16 protein-coding genes are annotated in these 18,490 nt (G+C 65.1%); 12 read left to right on the top strand and 4 right to left on the bottom strand.

From position 1 onward, the window contains the following. Positions 1-5: 5 nt before the first annotated feature. From CH251_RS09335 to CH251_RS09305, 7 genes are all read left to right on the top strand, one after another. The gene (locus CH251_RS09335; protein WP_094612847.1) at positions 6-656 is read left to right on the top strand and encodes a YigZ family protein; all 651 of its coding nucleotides are present in this window, start codon (positions 6-8) and stop codon (positions 654-656) included. Between the two features lie 165 nt (positions 657-821). Then, positions 822-1,301, top strand: a complete 480-nt coding sequence (locus CH251_RS09330) for a single-stranded DNA-binding protein (RefSeq protein WP_094612846.1) — start codon at positions 822-824, stop codon at positions 1,299-1,301. A 116-nt stretch (positions 1,302-1,417) separates the two neighbouring features. Next, positions 1,418-3,097, top strand: a complete 1,680-nt coding sequence (gene ettA, locus CH251_RS09325; RefSeq protein ID WP_032402531.1) for an energy-dependent translational throttle protein EttA — start codon at positions 1,418-1,420, stop codon at positions 3,095-3,097. Position 3,098: 1 nt separating this feature from the next. Beyond that, positions 3,099-3,521 (top strand): thioesterase family protein, encoded by a 423-nt coding sequence (locus CH251_RS09320; protein WP_094612845.1) that lies wholly within the window; start codon positions 3,099-3,101, stop codon positions 3,519-3,521. A 127-nt stretch (positions 3,522-3,648) separates the two neighbouring features. Further along, entirely contained in the window at positions 3,649-8,487 is a 4,839-nt protein-coding gene (locus CH251_RS09315) for an NAD-glutamate dehydrogenase (RefSeq protein WP_094612844.1), read from the top strand. Between the two features lie 64 nt (positions 8,488-8,551). Next, positions 8,552-9,016 (top strand): thioesterase family protein, encoded by a 465-nt coding sequence (locus tag CH251_RS09310; RefSeq protein WP_094612843.1) that lies wholly within the window; start codon positions 8,552-8,554, stop codon positions 9,014-9,016. Beyond that, the gene (locus CH251_RS09305; RefSeq protein ID WP_094612842.1) at positions 9,009-9,698 is read left to right on the top strand and encodes a hypothetical protein; all 690 of its coding nucleotides are present in this window, start codon (positions 9,009-9,011) and stop codon (positions 9,696-9,698) included. Before CH251_RS09310 ends, CH251_RS09305 begins: the two co-directional genes overlap by 8 nt. Here the strand turns inward: CH251_RS09305 and CH251_RS09300 are convergent. After that, on the bottom strand, positions 9,695-11,278 hold the full coding sequence (locus tag CH251_RS09300) for a glycoside hydrolase family 13 protein (RefSeq protein ID WP_094612841.1): 1,584 nt from the start codon (positions 11,276-11,278) through the stop codon (positions 9,695-9,697). The two genes, CH251_RS09305 and CH251_RS09300, sit on opposite strands and share 4 nt — an antisense overlap. Before the next feature lie 212 nt (positions 11,279-11,490). On the opposite strand from CH251_RS09300, the gene CH251_RS09295 reads away from it, so the two are divergent. Further along, positions 11,491-11,958 carry a cupin domain-containing protein gene (locus tag CH251_RS09295; RefSeq protein ID WP_094612966.1) on the top strand — a complete coding sequence of 156 codons (468 nt, stop codon included), beginning with the start codon at positions 11,491-11,493 and terminating at the stop codon, positions 11,956-11,958. 19 nt (positions 11,959-11,977) lie between these two features. Here the strand turns inward: CH251_RS09295 and CH251_RS09290 are convergent, their stop codons facing one another. Continuing rightward, complete coding sequence (locus CH251_RS09290) at positions 11,978-12,373, bottom strand: globin (RefSeq protein WP_032394607.1); 396 nt, start codon at positions 12,371-12,373, stop codon at positions 11,978-11,980. 54 nt (positions 12,374-12,427) lie between these two features. Next, positions 12,428-13,387: a mechanosensitive ion channel family protein gene (locus CH251_RS09285; protein WP_094612965.1), complete on the bottom strand. Its 960-nt coding sequence runs from the start codon at positions 13,385-13,387 to the stop codon at positions 12,428-12,430. Between the two features lie 231 nt (positions 13,388-13,618). On the opposite strand from CH251_RS09285, the gene CH251_RS09280 reads away from it, so the two are divergent. The 3 genes from CH251_RS09280 to CH251_RS09270 all read left to right on the top strand — a co-directional run bounded on the left by CH251_RS09280 (position 13,619) and on the right by CH251_RS09270 (position 15,077). Further along, positions 13,619-14,281: an HNH endonuclease gene (locus CH251_RS09280; protein ID WP_179273727.1), complete on the top strand. Its 663-nt coding sequence runs from the start codon at positions 13,619-13,621 to the stop codon at positions 14,279-14,281. Positions 14,282-14,362: 81 nt separating this feature from the next. Continuing rightward, on the top strand, positions 14,363-14,614 hold the full coding sequence (locus tag CH251_RS09275; RefSeq protein ID WP_032394605.1) for a membrane protein: 252 nt from the start codon (positions 14,363-14,365) through the stop codon (positions 14,612-14,614). Then, positions 14,601-15,077 carry a DUF5130 family protein gene (locus CH251_RS09270; protein WP_094612840.1) on the top strand — a complete coding sequence of 159 codons (477 nt, stop codon included), beginning with the start codon at positions 14,601-14,603 and terminating at the stop codon, positions 15,075-15,077. The genes CH251_RS09275 and CH251_RS09270 overlap by 14 nt, the downstream gene beginning before the upstream one ends. A gap of 33 nt (positions 15,078-15,110) precedes the next feature. Here CH251_RS09270 and pepN read toward each other — a convergent pair whose 3' ends face one another. Beyond that, positions 15,111-17,684 carry an aminopeptidase N gene (pepN, locus tag CH251_RS09265; protein WP_094612839.1) on the bottom strand — a complete coding sequence of 858 codons (2,574 nt, stop codon included), beginning with the start codon at positions 17,682-17,684 and terminating at the stop codon, positions 15,111-15,113. 158 nt (positions 17,685-17,842) lie between these two features. Here pepN and CH251_RS09260 point away from each other — a divergent pair, with 158 nt between their 5' ends. Then, the gene (locus CH251_RS09260; protein ID WP_037193170.1) at positions 17,843-18,460 is read left to right on the top strand and encodes a DsbA family protein; all 618 of its coding nucleotides are present in this window, start codon (positions 17,843-17,845) and stop codon (positions 18,458-18,460) included. Positions 18,461-18,490 lie beyond the last annotated feature (30 nt).

The raw sequence follows: 18,490 nt of genomic DNA, 5'->3' as shown, positions 1-18,490 counted from the left end.
ACCGGATGACCCCACTGCGCACCATCGCCGGCCGCGTCGCGTGCGAGACCGACGTCAAGAAGTCCAGGTTCGTCGCCGTCGTCGATCGCGCCGCCACCGAAGCGGAGGCGCGGGTCGTGATCGCCGCAGCTCGCAAGGCCGATCCTGCTGCCGGACATCACTGTTCGGCGTTCATTGTCGATTCCTCGGCCGGTGACACACTGGCCGACCCCGATCAGCGCATCGAGCGGTCCAACGACGACGGCGAACCGAGTGGGACGGCAGGCACACCGATGCTCGACGTGCTGCGCGGCCATCACCTGACCAACGTCGTCGCGGTCGTCAGCAGATACTTCGGTGGAACCAAGCTGGGCACCGGCGGACTGGCCCGTGCCTACGGCGGCGCGGTGACCGAAGCGCTCTCCGGAGCGACGTTCCTGACCCGGGAGCGACGCGAGATCATGACGCTCGAACTCGATCACGCCGAGGTCGGTCGCGTGGAATCGGAATTGCGCGGGCACGGAGTTCTGGTGGTCGGCACCTCCTACGGCGCGTCCGCGGTACTGACCGTCGCAGTGCCGGACGCCGATTCGACTGCGGCGCTTGTCGCTTCGCTCACCGCGGGACGCGTGATCCCTGTCCTCGACGGCCACATGTACGCCGAAATTCCCGACTAGCACACCTCCCCGACATCCTCGGGTCGCACGGGCCTCGATTCGCGCCGTTCATCCACAGGCCGGGCGGTTGTCCACATTTCGCGAACTCGTTCACCACAGGCGTTCTCCGCGTAGCAGTGTCGATCTCGATCGCAATCACGCGACATCGATCGAGGGGAAGACATCATGTACGAAGCACAGTGCGCAGTTCTCGGAACGGTCATCACCAATCCCGTCAAGCGCTCCACACCCACCGGCGACGAGGTCCTCAGCTTCCGGATGGCCAGCAACGCCCGACGTCAGGACCGCAACACCGGCGAATGGACCGACGGCGGAACCCTCTACCTGACGGTCACGTGCTGGCGCCGCCTGGTGCGCGGTGTCGGCGCATCGCTGATGAAGGGCGACCCGATCATCGCCTACGGACAGCTACGCACCAACGAGTACACCAACCGTGACGGAGTCGAACGCGCCGATCTCGAGATGCGGGCCAGCGCCGTCGGACCGGATCTCGCGCGCTGCAACGTCTCGATCCATCGGACGAAAGCGGTGGCCACCGATGCTGCGACGGACAGCGATCCAGGAGCGTCCGAACCTGTGGACGGCGATCAGGATCGCGATCACGACCGTATCGACGACGACGTGCGCGAGTCCGTTCCGGCCTGACGGGTACCCGGCATCCGCCGTCCGCGCTGCATCGGAACCTGCGATCGAGTGTGGACGGCGGCTGTGCGCTCGGGCGGTGGTGCCGGAGACCCGCTCGCACCGATAAGCTGGGCATCATGGCTGAATTCATTTACACCATGAAGAAGGTGCGCAAGGCGCACGGCGACAAAGTCATCCTCGACGACGTGACGATGAGCTTCTATCCGGGAGCGAAGATCGGCGTCGTCGGCCCCAACGGCGCCGGTAAGTCCAGCATCCTCAAGATCATGGCGGGAATCGATCAGCCCGGAAACGGTGAGGCGTTCCTCGCTCCCGGTGCCTCGGTCGGCATCCTCATGCAGGAACCGGTCCTCGACGACACCAAGACCGTTCGCGAGAACGTCGAGGACGGTCTCGGCGAGACGATGGTCCAGCTCAAGCGTTACAACGAGATCGCCGAGCTGATGGCCACCGACTACTCCGACGAGCTGATGGAAGAGATGGGCGAGCTGCAGGAAAAGCTCGACCACGCCGATGCCTGGGAGATCGACTCCCAGCTCGAACAGGCCATGGACGCGCTGCGCTGCCCGCCGCCCGAGTCGCCCGTCACCAATCTCTCCGGTGGTGAGAAGCGCCGCGTGGCGCTGTGCAAGCTGCTGCTGAGCAAGCCGGACCTGCTGCTGCTCGACGAACCGACCAACCACCTCGACGCCGAGAGTGTGCTGTGGCTCGAGCAGCACCTGGCCGCATACGCAGGCGCTATTCTCGCCGTCACTCACGACCGGTACTTCCTCGACCACGTCGCGCAGTGGATCGCCGAGGTCGACCGCGGACACCTGTACCCGTACGAGGGCAACTACTCCACCTACCTGGAGAAGAAGGCCGAGCGCCTCGAGGTCTCGGGCAAGAAGGACCAGAAGCTGCAGAAGCGCCTCAAGGACGAACTCGCTTGGGTTCGTTCCGGTGCCAAGGCTCGTCAGGCGAAGAGCAAGTCTCGTCTGGCTCGCTACGACGAGATGGTGGCCGAGGCCGAGAAGACCAGGAAGCTCGACTTCGACGAGATCCAGATCCCCAACCCGCCGCGCCTCGGCGACGTCGTGGTGGAGGTCAAGAGCCTCGACAAGGGCTTCGACGGCCGCGTGCTCATCAAGGATCTCTCGTTCACGTTGCCCCGCAACGGAATCGTCGGCGTCATCGGCCCCAACGGCGTCGGTAAGACGACACTGTTCAAGACCATCGTCGGCCTCGAGGAGCCGGACGGCGGCGAGGTCAAGATCGGTCAGACCGTCAAGCTCAGCTATGTCGACCAGAACCGTTCGGGCATCGACTCGAAGAAGACGGTGTGGGAGACGGTGTCCGACGGGCTCGACTTCATCACCGTCGGCAGCTCCGAGTTCCCGTCCCGCGCGTACATCAGCTCGTTCGGGTTCAAGGGCCACGATCAGCAGAAGCCTGCCGGAGTTCTGTCCGGCGGTGAGCGCAACCGTCTGAACCTGGCGATGACCCTCAAGCAGGGCGGCAACCTGATCCTGCTCGACGAACCGACCAACGACCTCGACGTCGAAACACTCGGATCGCTCGAGAACGCGCTGGAGGAATTCCCCGGTTGCGCGGTGGTCATCTCGCACGACCGGTGGTTCCTGGACCGCACCTGCACGCACATCCTGGCGTGGGAAGGTGGCTTCGGCGACAACGAGGCTGCCTGGTACTGGTACGAGGGCAACTTCGAGGGCTACGAGGCCAACAAGGTCGAACGCCTCGGACCCGACGCGGCTCGTCCGCATCGCGTCACGCACCGGAAGCTGACCAGAGACTGACATGGCAGGAAAGACCTTCACCTGCACGCTCCAGGTGCGGTGGGGAGATTCCGACCGTCTCGGTCACGTCAACAACACCCGCTTCGTCGAATACCTCCAGGAAGGCCGCGTTCAGTTTCTGAACGCGGTCTTGGGAGGCTCGAAGCAACGGGGTGCGGCCGTGGTGCGCAAGCTGACCACCGATTTTCTGCATCCGATTCTCGACGACTCGGGTCCCCTGACGATCGAACTGTGGATCACCCGTATCGGGACCACCTCGTACGGCGTCCGGCACGTGGTTACCGACCGCGACGGAAAAGTCTGCGCGGACGCCGAGGCGGCGATGGTCGCATTCGATCTCGCTACCTCGTCGTCGCGTCCGTTGGACGAGCACGAGCGGGGTCTGCTCACCGAGTACCTTCACGTCGACCAGAGCGTCGAGTAGATCGCCACGCGCTGGGTCCGCGAGGTCACTGCGGTAACGGGGTGTTCGACACTAAGGTCGAGTAGTCATCGACGGCCGGCGATCGGCGGGCGTCGGGAAAATCCTCACGAGGGAGTACTCGAACACCATGCCACGCTCGCTGGACCTGCCCGACAACGATTGGGCCGACGGGCTCGACGACCGACTCCTGGCCGAGCTGGCGACCCTGCGTGCCGAGTACTTCGAGCATGTGGACACGACGGCTGTCGGAGCGTCCGCGCACACTCCCGACACCACGTCCTTTCATCGGCACGTCCGGTTGGCCGCGCAGCGGCGTCCCGAGACCGCGAATGTCGCGGTACATCGACCCAGCGAGTCGAGTTCTGCCGCCCACCAGGCCGCGGGCAGCTACCTGCAGATCGTCACCGACGACATGCCGCTTCTCGTCGAGTCGGTCATCTCTCTGCTCTCCCGACTCGGCATCGAATACACCGACGTGGTTCATCCCATCCTCTCGGTGGCCCGCGACGCCGACGGCGAGCTGACGGGTCTGACCGCCGACGGTCGACGCGAATCCTGGATTCACGTTCAGCTGCATCCCGCCACGTCCGAGGATGCGCTCGCCCGTGTCGAGTCGGAGGCGAGCCGGGTGTTGGCCGACGTGCGTCAGGTGGTCGGCGACACCGATCGAATGCGTCGGGTGCAGGCCGAGGTCGCCGATCTCCTCGACGGTGCCGCCCAGCGGGCCGGTGACGCGGAATCCGACATCGCCGTCGAACATCGTGACGCAGCCGCGTTGCTGCGCTGGCTCGGCGACGGCCACTACACGCTCCTCGGCTACCGCCGGTACCGGATCGACGGCGTCGACGGCGCACGCACGGCCACCGGCGACGACACGAGCAGCCTCGGTGTCCTGCGCGACGCGGCGCACGACGTGGACGGCTCGGAACCGCTCGGTCAGCGCGATCTGGTCGCCCTGACGCAGGGAGCGAGTCCGGCCACGGTGCACCGCGCGGTCTACCCCTACTTCGTGAGTGTGCTCGACGCCGAGAACTCGGCCGAGCACCGCTTCGTCGGCGTCTTCACCGTGACGGCGCTGCACGAGAACGTGCTCGACATTCCGGTGATCGAGCGTCGCGTGCGATCGGTGATCGCCCGAGCCGGCCATGATCTCGGGTCGTTCTCGGGTCAGGCGATGCTCGAAGTGCTGCAGTCGATGCCGCGCTCGGAACTCTTCGCCACCTCGGCAGCGTGGCTGTTCGAAACGGCGAGTGCTGTTCTGGCACTGGGCCGTCGGCGCAAGGTCAAGCTGTTCGTCCGGCCCGACGCCAGCGGCTCCTTCGTCTCCGCCCTGGTGTATTTGCCGCGAGATCGCTACACCACCCGTGTGCGCCTCGCCATCCAGGATCGGCTGCTCCGCGAACTCGGCGGAACCTCTCTCGACTACACCGCGCGCGTGACGGAATCGGACCTGGCGCTGTTGCACGTGACCGTCCGTCGCGCACCGGGAACGGCGTCGACGGAGCTCGCTGCCGAGGACATCGCCCGAATCGAGGCGGCACTGACCGAGACCACCAGAACCTGGGAGGACTCGCTCGGCGACGCCGTCTCGCTCGACCGTACCGTCGACCCGCTGCGGATTCAGCGGTACACCGAGGCGTTCCCCGAGGCCTACAAGCAGGATTTCAGTCCGGCTCGGGCCGTCACCGACATCGCTCGCCTCGAAGGGCTCGGTGACGAGTCGATCGACATGCAGCTCTACCGCAACGAGCAGTCCGCCGTGGGCAGTTGGCGGTTCTCGTTGTACATCGGCGGCGCGGGCGTCTCACTGTCGCAGGTGCTGCCCATTCTGCAGAGCCTCGGCGTGGAGGTCGACGACGAACGACCGTATCCCGTGGTTCGTCCAGATGGAATGTCTTGCTGGATATACGATTTCGGTCTCTCTGCCTCACGCGAGATGCTGCGCTCGGCGATCGACGGTGACATCGATGCGGAATTGTCCGAGGCAGGCACCGCCGATCGCGAGAGCCGAGTGCAACACCGGTTCACCGACGCGTTCGCGGCGGTGTGGAGCGGCGCTGCCGAGGCAGACCGGTTCAACGAGCTGGTCATGCGCGCAGGCCTGCACTGGCGGCAGGCCGTGGTGTTGCGGGCCTACGCGAAGTACTTGCGCCAGGCCGGTTTTCCCTACAGCCAGTTCAATATCGAAGGCGTGTTGCTGACGCATCCGCGCACAGCGCGGCTGTTGGTCGGGTTGTTCGAGGCGCAGTTCGATCCCCAGGCGAGCTCGGAGGAGAACGCGCAGTCCATCGGCACCCAGCTGGGAGAGCTGATCGACGAGGTCGTCAGTCTCGACGCCGACCGAATCCTGCGCAGCATGTTCGAGCTGATCCGCGCGACCCTGCGAACCAACTACTTCGTGGTGGGAGCCGACGGCGAACATCGCGAGTACCTCTCGCTCAAGTTCGATCCGCAGTCGATCGCCGAATTGCCCAAGCCGAAGCCGAAATTCGAGATCTTCGTGTACTCGCCCCGCGTCGAGGGTGTGCACCTGCGGTTCGGGGCCGTGGCCCGCGGCGGACTGCGCTGGTCGGATCGTCGTGAGGACTTCCGGACAGAAATCCTCGGACTCGCCAAAGCTCAGATGGTCAAGAACGCCGTCATCGTGCCGGTCGGAGCCAAGGGCGGATTCGTCGTCAAGCGGCCGCCCGTCGTGACCGGTGACGCCGATCGAGATCGTCAGGCCCACGCAGAGGAGGGCAAGGCCTGCTACCGGCTGTTCATCGCCGGGTTGCTCGACATCACCGACAATCTCGACCGCGCTACCGGAACGGTGACGGTTCCCACCGGCGTCGTTCGCCGCGACGGAGACGACACCTATCTCGTGGTTGCCGCGGACAAGGGCACCGCGACATTCTCCGACATGGCCAACGACGTGGCTGCGAAGTACGGCTTCTGGCTCGGCGACGCCTTCGCCTCCGGTGGTTCGGCCGGCTACGACCACAAAGCCATGGGCATCACTGCCAAGGGTGCGTGGGAGAGCGTCAAACGCCACTTCCGCGAGCTCGGAATCGACACGCAGAGCCAGGATTTCACCGTCGTCGGTGTCGGCGACATGAGCGGGGACGTGTTCGGCAACGGCATGTTGCTCAGCCGGCACATTCGCCTGCTCGCTGCGTTCGATCACCGGCACATCTTTCTCGATCCCGACCCCGAGCGGGAGTCCGCGTTCGCCGAGCGGGAGCGGTTGTTCGCACTGCCGCGGTCGTCCTGGGCGGACTACGACACCTCGCTCATCAGCGCGGGCGGTGGCGTGTGGGAGCGGACCCGCAAGTCCGTCCCGATCAGTGCGGCCGCGCGCGCCGCACTCGGGCTGGGGGATTCCGTGGACGCGCTGTCTCCGCCGGAGCTGGTGAACGCAATCCTTCGGGCTCCGGCCGATCTGCTGTGGAACGGCGGAATCGGGACGTACATCAAGGCATCCACCGAGACCAATGCCGAGGTCGGCGACAAGGCCAACGACATGGTGCGAGTCGACGGAATCGACGTCCGTGCCGCAGTGGTGGGGGAGGGCGGCAACCTCGGTGCCACCGCACTCGGCCGCATCGAATACGCCGCTGCCGGAGGCAAGATCAACACCGATGCCGTGGACAACTCCGCGGGTGTCGACTGCTCCGATCACGAGGTCAACATCAAGATCCTGTTGGAAACGGCCATCACCAACGGCAACCTCGCGCGCGAGGATCGAGACGAGCTGCTCGCGTCCATGACCGACGAGGTGGGCAGGTTGGTGTTGTGGGACAACATCATGCAGAACGAGCTGCTCGGCACCTCGAGGTTCGACGCACCGAGCCTGGTCACCGTGCACAGTCGGGTGATCGAGGATCTGGAAGTGCGGCGAGGGCTCGACCGTGAGCTCGAGGCGCTACCGACCGAGGCGGACCTACGGCGACGCAAGCAGGACGGCCGAGGATTGACCTCGCCGGAACTCGCGACGCTGATGGCTCACGTGAAGTTGGCGTTGGAAGCGGAGTTGCTCGACAGCGAGCTGCCCGACAGCGACGTCTTCGCCCCACGGTTGCCCAAGTACTTCCCCGAGCCGTTGCGGGAGCCCTACGCCGATGCGATCAAGGCGCATCCGCTCCGGCGGCAACTGGTGGCCACGACGCTGGCCAACGAGGCCATCGACTGCGGCGGAATCACGTTCCCCTACAGATTGACCGAGGATTCGGGTGCGGCAGGCACCGATGCCATTCGCGCATTCGCTGCCGCCACCGAGATCTTCGGACTCGACGAGGTGTGGAACTCGATCAGGGCCGCGGACGTGCCGACTGCGGTCTCGGCCGAACTGTTGCTCGAGTCGCGCCGCATGCTCGACCGCGTCTCGCGCTGGCTGCTCGCCAACCGTCCGCAGCCGCTGGCCGTCGGAGCCGAGATCAGCCGGTACGCCGGTCAGGTGCGGGCACTGCAGCCGTCGGTGTCGACGTGGATCTCCGGGCATCAGGCCAGCGACCTCGATTCGCGATCGGCGGCGGCGATCGAACGCGGCGCGCCGGCCGAGCTGGCTCGTCGGATCTACGGATTGCTCGATGTGTACTGCCTGCTCGACATCATCGACATCGCCGATATCGTCGACCGGGACGGAGCCGAGGTCGCCGAGCTCTACTTCGCTCTGGACGCGCACATCGGCATCGACTGGTTGCTCACCGCGGTGTCCAAGCTGGCCCGCGGAGACCGCTGGCATTCGTTGGCGCGCTTGGCTCTTCGCGACGATCTGTATTCCTCGTTGCGCGGAATCACTCAGGCCGTACTGGCGGGCGGTGAGCCGGAGGAGTCGGTTGCGGAGAAGATCGCGGAATGGGAGTCGACCAACTCGTCCCGGCTCGCGAGGTCTCGCGCGGCGTTGACCGAGATCGCCGAGTCGGGAACCCTCGACCTGGCCACCCTGTCGGTCGCCGCCCGACAGGTGCGCAACATGGTCCCGTGACCACCCGCACCACATCGCAACCGACTACACCGCCGACACTCGACCGAGAAGAGGGAACGACCACGTGAGTGTGCCCGACGCCCATCTGTCCGACAAACGACCTGCCACCCAACGAGTGGGCTTTCATGCCACCGTCGATGTCCGGTGGTCGGATATGGACGTGTACCAACACATCAACCATGCCCGGATGGTCACTCTCCTCGAAGAGGCACGCATTCCCTGGCTGTTGGTGGACGGGAGGCCGACGGCGAACCTGCGCCACGGAGCAGTGATCGCGGATCTGCACGTGAAGTATCGGGGCCAGCTCCGGCACGAGGACGGCCCCCTCGATGTCTTCATGTGGATCGATGCGGTGCGGGCGGTGGACTTCGTCGTCGGATACGAGGTGCGGGCCAGGGGTGCCTCTCTGGACACCCCTGCCGCCGTAGTGGCTTCGACGCAGATCGCGGCGTTCGATATCGACGCGCAGCGGTTGCGTCGGCTCACCCCGACCGAGCGTGAGTTTCTCGTGAGCTGGCAGCGTGTATGAGCGCGTACTGACCGTGCCCGATGCGGTCGAGCGGGAGAACCTCGCGACGTTCTGCACCAGGGCGCTGCGTCTGGACGAAGCTGCGGTGATCCGTATGCGGACCCGAGCGGGCGGCGGTGTGTCGTGCTGGGCGGCAACGGGTTTCGATGCACTGGCGGCGCGGGTGATCACCGGAACCGTGGTGCCCGACGATACCAGTGCCGGTGCCGACGTGTTGGTCGCGGCGACGGCGCAGGCGGCCGACGGTGTGATCGACCCGGGGTTCTCGATGGATTCCGCGTGGCGTGGTGCCCTGCCTCCGGACGGCGGATTCGCCCACCTCGACGATGTGCCCGCCAGGGTGCTCGTGGGGCTCGCGCAACGCGGAGTCGCACTGGCCAAGGAGCACGGCAGCAGCCACGGCCCGCCGAGTTCGCTGCTCGAACAGGAAGTTCTGCACGTCGCCGGTGCCGCCGACGACGTCTCGATCTCCATGCGGACGGTATTCGCGCTCACCGCAATGGGTTTCGTTCCGCACAGCGGCAGTGATCCGTTGACCGTCGACATCGATCCGGATCGGATCGCACCCGACGAGGTCGTTCGTGTTCGGGTTTCGAAGGTGTGGCTACGCCTCGACGCCCGCTACGGATCGGTCTTCGCTCGTCGCGCGGGACAGCAGTTGTCGCTCACCGTCGAGCGTTAGACGAGCCACGCAGCAGCGTTCGCCGGCAGTCTTCCGTCCACCAGCGGAGCACTGGCCAGCAGCAACTCTCCGGGAGGCAGCGGGATCGACTCCTCCGACGCGTTCAAGGCACAGATCAGACCGCCGCTTCGACGGAACGCCAGGCAGCCGGGAGGCGATCCGTACCAATCGATTCCGCTGCCGGTGAATTCAGGACGCAGCGCCCTCAACTCGAAGGCGGTCCGGTAGAGGCTCAGCATCGAATCGACGTCTTCGAGTTGTGCCTCTGCGGTGTACCCGTCCCACTCCGGCGGCATCGGCAACCAGGTTCGATCGGTGGACGAGAACCCGAACGGCGGTGTGTGCCCCTCCCACGGCATCGGCACCCGGCAGCCGTCGCGGCCGCGCTCGGCGTGCCCGGATCGCTCCCACACCGGATCCTGCAACGCACTGTCGGGCAGTTGCACGTTGGGTAGCCCGAGTTCAGCACCGTTGTACACGAAAATCGTTCCGGGAAGCGCCAATTCGACGAGGATCATGGCGCGGGAGCGAGCCCGACCCAGGTCGCCACCGCCGTACCGGGTGACCTCGCGCTCGACGTCGTGGTTCGACAGCGTCCACGTCGGAGTTCCGTCGACCAGTTCGACGGCGGCGAGAGAATTGGAGATGGCATCGCGGATGGTCGAAGCATCGAAATCGACACTGGCCAGCCGGAAGTTGAAGCCCAGGTGCAACTCGTCGGGCCTGATGTACTCGGAGAAGCGCACGTTGTCCTGCACCCAGATCTCGCCCACGGTCACCGCGTCGGGGAACTCGTTCATGACGGCTCTGATGCGTCGATGCAGCTCGTGGACCCGAGGATTGTTGAACCGAGGATCGTCGTCGTCGTTCTTCATCAACGCGTTCAGTTCGAGACTCATGTCGGCCAGGTCGACCGGCTTGGCCATACCGTGCGCCACGTCGAGTCGGAAGCCGTCGACTCCGCGGGAGAGCCAGAATCTCAGTGTGCGCGCGAAGTCGTCGAACACCTCGGGATTGTCCCAGTTCAGATCCGGCTGCTCGGGCGCGAAGATGTGCAGGTACCACTGGCCGGGGGAACCGTCGGGCTCGGTGATGCGTGTCCAGGCCGGGCCACCGAAGATGCTCGGCCAATTGTTCGGTGGCTGCGAACCGTCGTCACCACGTCCGTCTCGAAAGATGTAGCGGGCTCGCTCGGCGCTGCCACGCGCAGCCGTCAGGGCCGATCTGAACCACGGGTGCTCGTTGCTGGTGTGATTGGGCACCAGATCCATCGTGACCTTGATGTCGCGCGCATGAGCTTCGTCGACCAACGCGTCGAAGATCTCCAGGTTGCCGAACAACGGGTCGATGTCGCGGGGATCGGACACGTCGTACCCGTGATCGGCCATGGGCGACCGCGTGATGGGTCCGATCCAGACGGCGTCGATACCCAGCAATTCGAGGTAGCCGAGCTTGTCCCGAATTCCGTCGAGGTCGCCGATGCCGTCACCGTTGGAGTCCGCGAACGACCGGGGATAGATCTGGTAGAAGACGGCGTCCTGCCACCACAGCAGCTCGGAGCTTTCGATCGGATCGGTCACAAGGGGCAATAGTGCCAAACGATCGGCCGCGGAACGATTCAGGGGCGTTGGGGCACGACCGGAGGCGGAATTTCGAGTCAACGAACAGTAAAGCTTTGTGCTCATTCACATGACCGACTCCTGCCGGTTCGTTGGGAAAGTGTTGTATGTTTCTGCTCTGGAAACCAGTAGCGGCGGAAGCCGCGCCCGACTGTGAGGACGCGACGGAAACCATGATCACTTCGACCATCGAAGCCGTACGACTCGGCGACATCGCGCTCGACGACAGCCCCATCGAGCCCACCTGGATCATCGAAGGAAACCCTCAGGCGCGCCTCGCCGAGTGGTCGAAGAGCATCGACGGCACGACCACCACCAACGTGTGGGATTGCACGGCGGGACGTTTCCGCTGGTACTTCGCCGTCGACGAGATCGTGCACATCATGGACGGTTCGGTGACCGTGTCGAGTGACGACCACGCACCGCGCACCTTGCTCCCCGGTGATGCTGCATTGTTCCGTGCGGGCACCTGGTCGGAGTGGCACGTGGAGAACTACGTACGCAAGCACGCCATCCTGCGCCAGCACCTGCCGGCACCCGTGAGCTTCGCCCTCAAGGTGGCCGGCTCCGTTCGCGCCCGCGTGGGCAAGCTCAAGGCCGCCGCCGGTAGCAAGAGCCCGCAGCACGTCGGATCGCTGTAGCCCGCTGCGCTCGCGGCCGTCAGATCGCGGAGTTCATCATCGAATTGGCGGCCATCTCCATGTAGTCGATCAACTGGGCTCGATGCGCGGAGTCCATGACCTTCGGGTCGATCGACGCGATCGCGATGTGCATGCAGCGAAGCCACGCGTCCCGCTCCATCGGTCCGATCCGAAACGGGTTGTGGCGCATCCGCAATCGAGGATGACCGCGCTCGTCGGAGTACGTCCGCGGACCGCCCCAGTACTGCTCGAGAAACATCCGCATCCGCCGTTCGGCCGGTGCCAGATCCTCCTCCGGGTACAACGGTCGCACTATCTCGTCCTTGGCGACTTCCTCGTAGAACTTCGCCGTGAGTGACCGGAACGTCTCGGCACCGCCTACCGCGTCGTAGAACGTCTGCTGCGGTTCGGTCATCACACTCTCTCTGTTCGTTCCTGGTCGGCGTCGGTCACCACCATCATGGTCTGTTCAGTTGCCGCGCTCGGCCACGACCCCACCCGGGCGACCCAGTGCGTACGGTGCCTTGATGTCGGCATCGTCGAATGCCTGGAGAATCTCCTGGTGGAGTCGGCGCTGCACGGCCCACTGGCGTCCGGGGCGGGTCTTGATCGTGATGCGGATGGTGACCGTGTCGGCGCTGACCGCATTGACCCCGAGCATCTCGGGCGGCTCGAGGATGTCGTCGGCGAAGTCTTTCGACTCCACCACTTTCAGTGTGGTGCGTTCGGCGACCGCGCGGGCCTCGTCGATGTTGGCCGTGTGGGACACGGGCAGATCGAGAACGGCGACCGCGAAGCCCTGACTCATGTTGCCCACGCGCAGCACCTCGCCGTTGCGGCAGTACCACACCGTGCCGTTGACATCCCTGATCGTCGTGACGCGTAGCCCAACGCTCTCGACCGTGCCGGTCGCTTCACCGAGGTCGACGACGTCGCCCACGCCGTACTGATCCTCGAGGAGCATGAAGATGCCCGACAGAAAGTCGCGAACCAGGTTCTGGGCACCGAAGCCTAGGGCCACACCGACGATCCCGGCCGAGGCGATGAACGGAGCGACATTGACCCCCACGACATCGAGCACCGAGAGCACGAACCAGGTGAGAATCATGACCGAGACCGCCGACTTGAGCACCGAGCCGATCGTGTTGGCCCGTTGTTTGCGCCGCTCGTTGAGAATCGCGCCCTTGACCGTGCTCGACGACCGGTCGCGGAGCGGACGCAACAGCATCGGAGACTTCCCGACGTTGTTGCGGGTGAATCGATCGATCAGTTTGTGCAGGACGAGGCGCAGCACGATGGCGAGGACCAGATAGCCCAGAGCCTGCAGCGGACGATCGACCAACCAGTCGCGTCCGGTCTCCGTCAGCTCGAAAGCTCGGGTGTCGAGATCTCGCAACAGCGACGGTTCGGGAAGTGGCGATGCGGACAGAAAGGTTGATACGGACACCCGAAAAGTCTACGGAGACGCAGAAATCTTGCCAGTCACGCAGCGCATGGAGCCGTCGACCGTCGATCGTGAACGCGAGGACGCGAAATGTTCACCGATCGGCAACAGAAAATGCCGAGAAAAAGGCTGTGCGTGGACGGTGCATTCGTGTTCCACTGTGACACGTGTTCCACGCAAGCCATGCGCGGGCGCCGACTGTTTCTGGAGCAACGCATGAAGAACTCGCAACACCGCCATCGACAACTCCCGCCCACTGAGGGCCGCACCACGCACGACCAGCGTGAGACGGCCTCGGGGGCTTCTCCGCTGCGTGTGGTGCCGACGGCCCACAATGCCACGGGCGACGACGCCGTACCGGCGTGGGTCAAGCGCCGTGTGCTGCTCCTCAATGCCACATTCGAACCACTGACCGCGCTTCCGATGCGCCGGGCGGTGGTTCTTCTCGTTTGTGGGAAGGCCGACGTGGTGCACGACGATCCGGAGGGCCCGTTCATCCGGTCTGCGGACTTCTCGGTCCAGGTGCCGTCGGTGATCAGATTGCGGACGTTCGTCCGTGTTCCGTACCGAGCGCGGGTGCCGATGACGCGCGCCGCACTGATGCACCGCGATCGGTTCCGGTGCGCGTACTGCGGAAGCAAGGCCGAAACCGTCGACCACGTGGTCCCGCGTAGCCGTGGAGGTGGCCACTCGTGGGAGAACTGTGTCGCCTGCTGCGCCTCGTGCAACCATCGCAAGGCGGACAAACTGCTCAGTGAGATCGGCTGGACGTTGCGCGCCCAGTTGGTGCCGCCGAAGGGTCCGCACTGGCGACTGTTGGCGACGACGAAGGAGCTGGACCCGAGTTGGCTCGCGTATCTCGGTGAGGGTGCTGCCTGACGCGGTCGCGTCTGCACATTTCGGTCACAACACCGGCCCCGACGTGGTCCGACGCGCAATTGTCGACTAACGTCACACCCTGTGAGCATTTTTGAGACCACGCTGATATTCGGGGTGATTCCGGTTGCGGTGATCGGACTCCTCGGCGCGTTGTCCTACTTGACCGACAAGCAGCCCGGTATGGACGTTCCGCCCTACCGACTGACGGACGAGTGGACGCGCGAGCCATTGCTGTGGAGTGCTACGGACGAGGTGACTCCCTTCGGAGGCCACGGTTCGCACGACGCCGACACAGCCGACTCGATCGGAGGTTCTGCAAGTGGCAAGTGGTGAACTCGTCCGCAGTGACATCAGAGAAGAAGACCTGCCCTTCGGTGCAGCACTCACCTCGAGCGGCCGCGTCTCGGCGGCCCACGAGTTCGGGACGACCAACCCCGAGCACCTGCCGTTCGCCACGCAGGACCTGGTTGCCCTCGACGATGCACTCACCCAGGCGATTCGGCAGACCAAGATCCGGTTCAACGTCTACATCGGTGATCTCGGCGTCGATCCGGCCGCGGGTGCGGATTCGGTGTTCCCCGGCACACCCGATGCCGTCCGCTCGGTGCTGATCGCCGTCGACCCCAATCGGCATGCTCTCGAGATCCGCACCGGCAAGCGAGTGTCCAACCGAGCGACCGACCGGGTTGCGCAGTTGGGTGTCACCGCCGCGCTCGGCCCGTTCCGCGACGGCAACCTCATCGACGGTCTGGTCACGTCCGTCCGGGTGATGGCCGCGTCCATCCTGAGCCCCTAGCTCACCACCTCCGACCGCGCTCCGACGACGAGATCAGCTCGCGTCGAACTCCCGCGCAGCAAGAGCCCGAACGATGCCGGCCCGGCCCTCGATCACCAGGCGTCGGAGTGCAGGTGGCAGATCGCCGTCGAGGAACTCGTCCGCCGCAGCGAGGGACTCCTCGGAGATCGACCAGGACGGGTACAGCCCCACCACGACGGTCTGCGCGACCTCGCTCGAACGACGCGCCCAGACACCCTCGATGGCGTCGAAATAGCGGGCGACGTACGGCTCGAGCAGCTCACCCTGACCTGGGCCTGCGAAGCCGCCGATGATCGAGCGTGCCGTGATGTTGGGAACTGCGTCGTCGTCGACCACCGTCGTCCAGGCCTGCTCCTTGACCTCCGCGCTGGGCCGAGCGGCTCGTGCAGCCGCTGCCGACCGGGCTCCAGCGGCGGTGTTGTCCCTGGCCGCCTCGGCGTCGATCACCGGTGAGTCCAGGCCGTCGGCGTCGATCGCACCGGCACCGGCCAGCGCCGTGACGATGCGCCAGCGCAGATCGGTATCCACGCCGAGACCGGCCAGAGACTGCCCCTCGACATCACCGTCGAGCAAAGCCCTGAGCACGTCGATGTGACGGTCGCCGAGTTCGGTGCCGGTGAGAGCGTTGACGAAGGCCAGCTGGTGATCCGAGCCCGCTTCGGCGCTGCGCGCCAGCTCGAGCAGTGCATCGGCGAACTCCGGGGTACCGTGCTCGGCCGCCCACGCCGGATCGGCGTAGCTGGAGATGGCGGTCTGGGCCTGCAACAGAAGACGTTGCACCACACCCACTTCCGTCTCGCCGCCGATTCCGCGCTGGACGAGGGCCACGAAGTCTCGCGCCTTCATCTCGGCGGATCGGGTCATCTCCCAGGCCGCCGACCACGCGAGGGTGCGGGGGAGCGGCTCGGCGATGTCACCGATTCGAGAGAGAAGGACATCGAGCGAATCCGGGTCGAGTCGCACCGCGCAGTACGTCAGGTCGTCGTCGTTGACCAGGACGAGCTTGCCGCGCGAGACGCCCACCAGCGCATCGACATTCGTCGACTCGGCAGCGTCGAGGTCGAGTTCGACGCGGTCGGTGCGCACCAGCTTGCCGTCGACGTCGTCGTAGATGCCGACCGCGATGCGGTGCACGCGATGCTCGCCTGCACCCGGGGCAGCACCGGTCTGCAGCACCGAGAAGCGGGTGAACTTGCAGTCGGCGTCGACGTCGAAATCCGGGCTCAACGTGTTCAGGCCGGTGGTGCGCAGCCACTGAGCGCCCCAATCGGAAAGATCGCGTCCCGACGACTTCTCCAGCGCGGCAAGCAGATCCGAGAACGTGGCGTTGGCGAAAGCATGATCGACGAAGTACGCCCGCAACCCGGCAAGGAAGTCCTCCTTACCGACGTACGCCACCAACTGCTTGAGCACACTCGCGCCCTTGGCGTAGGTGATGCCGTCGAAGTTGACCTCCACGGCCGCGAGATCGGGAATGTCGGCGGCGATGGGGTGCGTCGACGGCAACTGGTCCTGTCGGTACGCCCAGGCCTTCTCGACGTTGGCGAACGTGGTCCACGCGTTGGTGTACTCGGTTGCCTCGGACTGGCACAGCACCGAGGCGAACGTCGCGAACGACTCGTTGAGCCACAGGTCGTCCCACCACGTCATGGTCACCAGATCGCCGAACCACATGTGTGCCATCTCGTGCAGCACGGTCTCGGCGCGACGCTCGTAGGAGTATCGCGTCACCTTGGACCGGAAGACGTAGTCCTCCAGGAACGTGACGGCACCCGCGTTCTCCATGGCACCGGCATTGAACTCGGGAACGAAGAGCTGGTCGTACTTGCCGAAGGCGTAGGGAGTGCCGAAGTTCTCGTGGTAGAAACCGAAGCCCTGCTTGGTCTCGGTGAACAGGCGCTCCGCGTCCATGTGCTCGGCAAGTGATGCGCGGCAATAGATTCCGAGGGGAATGGTGCCGTGATCGTCGGTGTACGAGTCGGTCCACTCCGCGTACGGTCCGGCGATCAGCGCGACGAGGTAGGTGCTCATCAACGGTGTCGTGTCGAATACGTGCTCGCCCGCTGCAGGCTCGGCGGCGTGCGCGGCATTGGAGATGATCGTCCAGCTCTCCGGCGCGGTGACCTTCAGATCGAAGGTGGCCTTGAGATCGGGCTGATCGAAGCAGGCGAACATGCGCTTGGCATCGGCGGTCTCGAACTGCGAGTACAGGTAGACCGTGCCGTCCGACGGGTCGACGAAACGGTGCAGTCCCTCTCCGGTGTGCGAGTAGACGCAGTCCGCATCGATGACGAGTTCGTTGTGCTCGGCCAGATTCTCGAGCGCGAGGCCCGTCGATTCGTCGTAGTTCGCGGTATCGAGATCGGTGCCGTTGAGCGTCGCGGAGCGGATCGTGCTCGCGATGACGTCCACGAAAGTCGACGCCCCGGCGGTGGCCGCGAACGTGATGGTGGTGAGCGAGCGGAACGTCTTCTCGCCCGGGTTGCCCTCGCCGTCGGTGAGATCGAGAACGATCGCGTACTTCGTTTCCCCGATGATCGCCGAACGCTCGGAGGCTTGGTCACGCGTCAGGTTGGGAGCAACCACTTCAGTCGACACCTCTTCGTGTAGTTATGGATGGTGCCTTCCATCCCATCACGTCACGCGTATCCCGCGCTGGCCGACGGGCAGTGCGGAATGTCTGCGCGGTGGGCGGTTGTTACGCAATGAAGAGACGTTGACCTCGACTTCCAAGGAGTAGGACAGTGGCCGGTTCAGGACAGAAAGACACTGCGGATTTTTGGTTCGACCCACTGTGCCCGTGGTGTTGGATCACCTCGCGGTGGATTCTCGAGGTGCAGCAGGTGCGAGACATCGACGTGAACTTCCACGTCATGAGCCTGGCCGTGCTCAACGAGGGCCGCGATCTGCCCGAGGAGTACGCCGCGATGATGAAGAAGGCCTGGGGGCCGGTCCGCGTGGCGATCGCCGCAGCCAAGCTGAAGGGCGACGAGATTCTCGACCCGCTGTACGCGGCCATGGGAACGCGAATTCACAACGAGGGCAACAAGGATTTCGACGTCGTGATCGCGGAGTCGTTGGCAGAACTCGACCTGCCCGGCGATCTTGCGAAGGCCGCCGAGAGCACCGACTACGACGAGGACCTGCGGACCAGTCATCACGCAGGCATGGACAAGGTCGGACCCGACGTCGGCACCCCCACCATCCACGTCAACGGCGTTGCCTTCTTCGGTCCTGTGCTCTCCCGGATCCCGCGCGGCGAAGAGGCAGGCAAACTCTGGGACGCATCGGTGATCTTCGCGTCGTACCCGCACTTCTTCGAGCTCAAGCGCAGTCGCAACGAGGACCCGCAGTTCGACTGATCGCGCTGCCCCTCGTGCGCGGAAATTCGT

The sequence above is a fragment of the Rhodococcus sp. 06-462-5 genome, assembly GCF_002258315.1.
Classification (GTDB): Bacteria; Actinomycetota; Actinomycetes; order Mycobacteriales; family Mycobacteriaceae; genus Rhodococcoides.
The sequence above is the reverse complement of the archived record's forward strand: the minus strand, read 5'-3'. Positions and strand labels throughout refer to the sequence as shown.

Bases quoted from the DNA above. Each gene is read 5' to 3' on its own strand.
- CH251_RS09335 (WP_094612847.1), top strand. From the start codon at position 6: ATGACCCCACTGCGCACCATCGCCGGCCGCGTCGCGTGCGAGACCGAC.
- CH251_RS09330 (WP_094612846.1), top strand. From the start codon at position 822: ATGTACGAAGCACAGTGCGCAGTTCTCGGAACGGTCATCACCAATCCC.
- ettA (WP_032402531.1), top strand. From the start codon at position 1,418: ATGGCTGAATTCATTTACACCATGAAGAAGGTGCGCAAGGCGCACGGC.
- CH251_RS09280 (WP_179273727.1), top strand. From the start codon at position 13,619: ATGAAGAACTCGCAACACCGCCATCGACAACTCCCGCCCACTGAGGGC.
- CH251_RS09290 (WP_032394607.1), bottom strand. From the start codon at position 12,373: ATGACCGAACCGCAGCAGACGTTCTACGACGCGGTAGGCGGTGCCGAG.
- CH251_RS09315 (WP_094612844.1), top strand. From the start codon at position 3,649: ATGCCACGCTCGCTGGACCTGCCCGACAACGATTGGGCCGACGGGCTC.
- CH251_RS09295 (WP_094612966.1), top strand. From the start codon at position 11,491: ATGATCACTTCGACCATCGAAGCCGTACGACTCGGCGACATCGCGCTC.
- CH251_RS09320 (WP_094612845.1), top strand. From the start codon at position 3,099: ATGGCAGGAAAGACCTTCACCTGCACGCTCCAGGTGCGGTGGGGAGAT.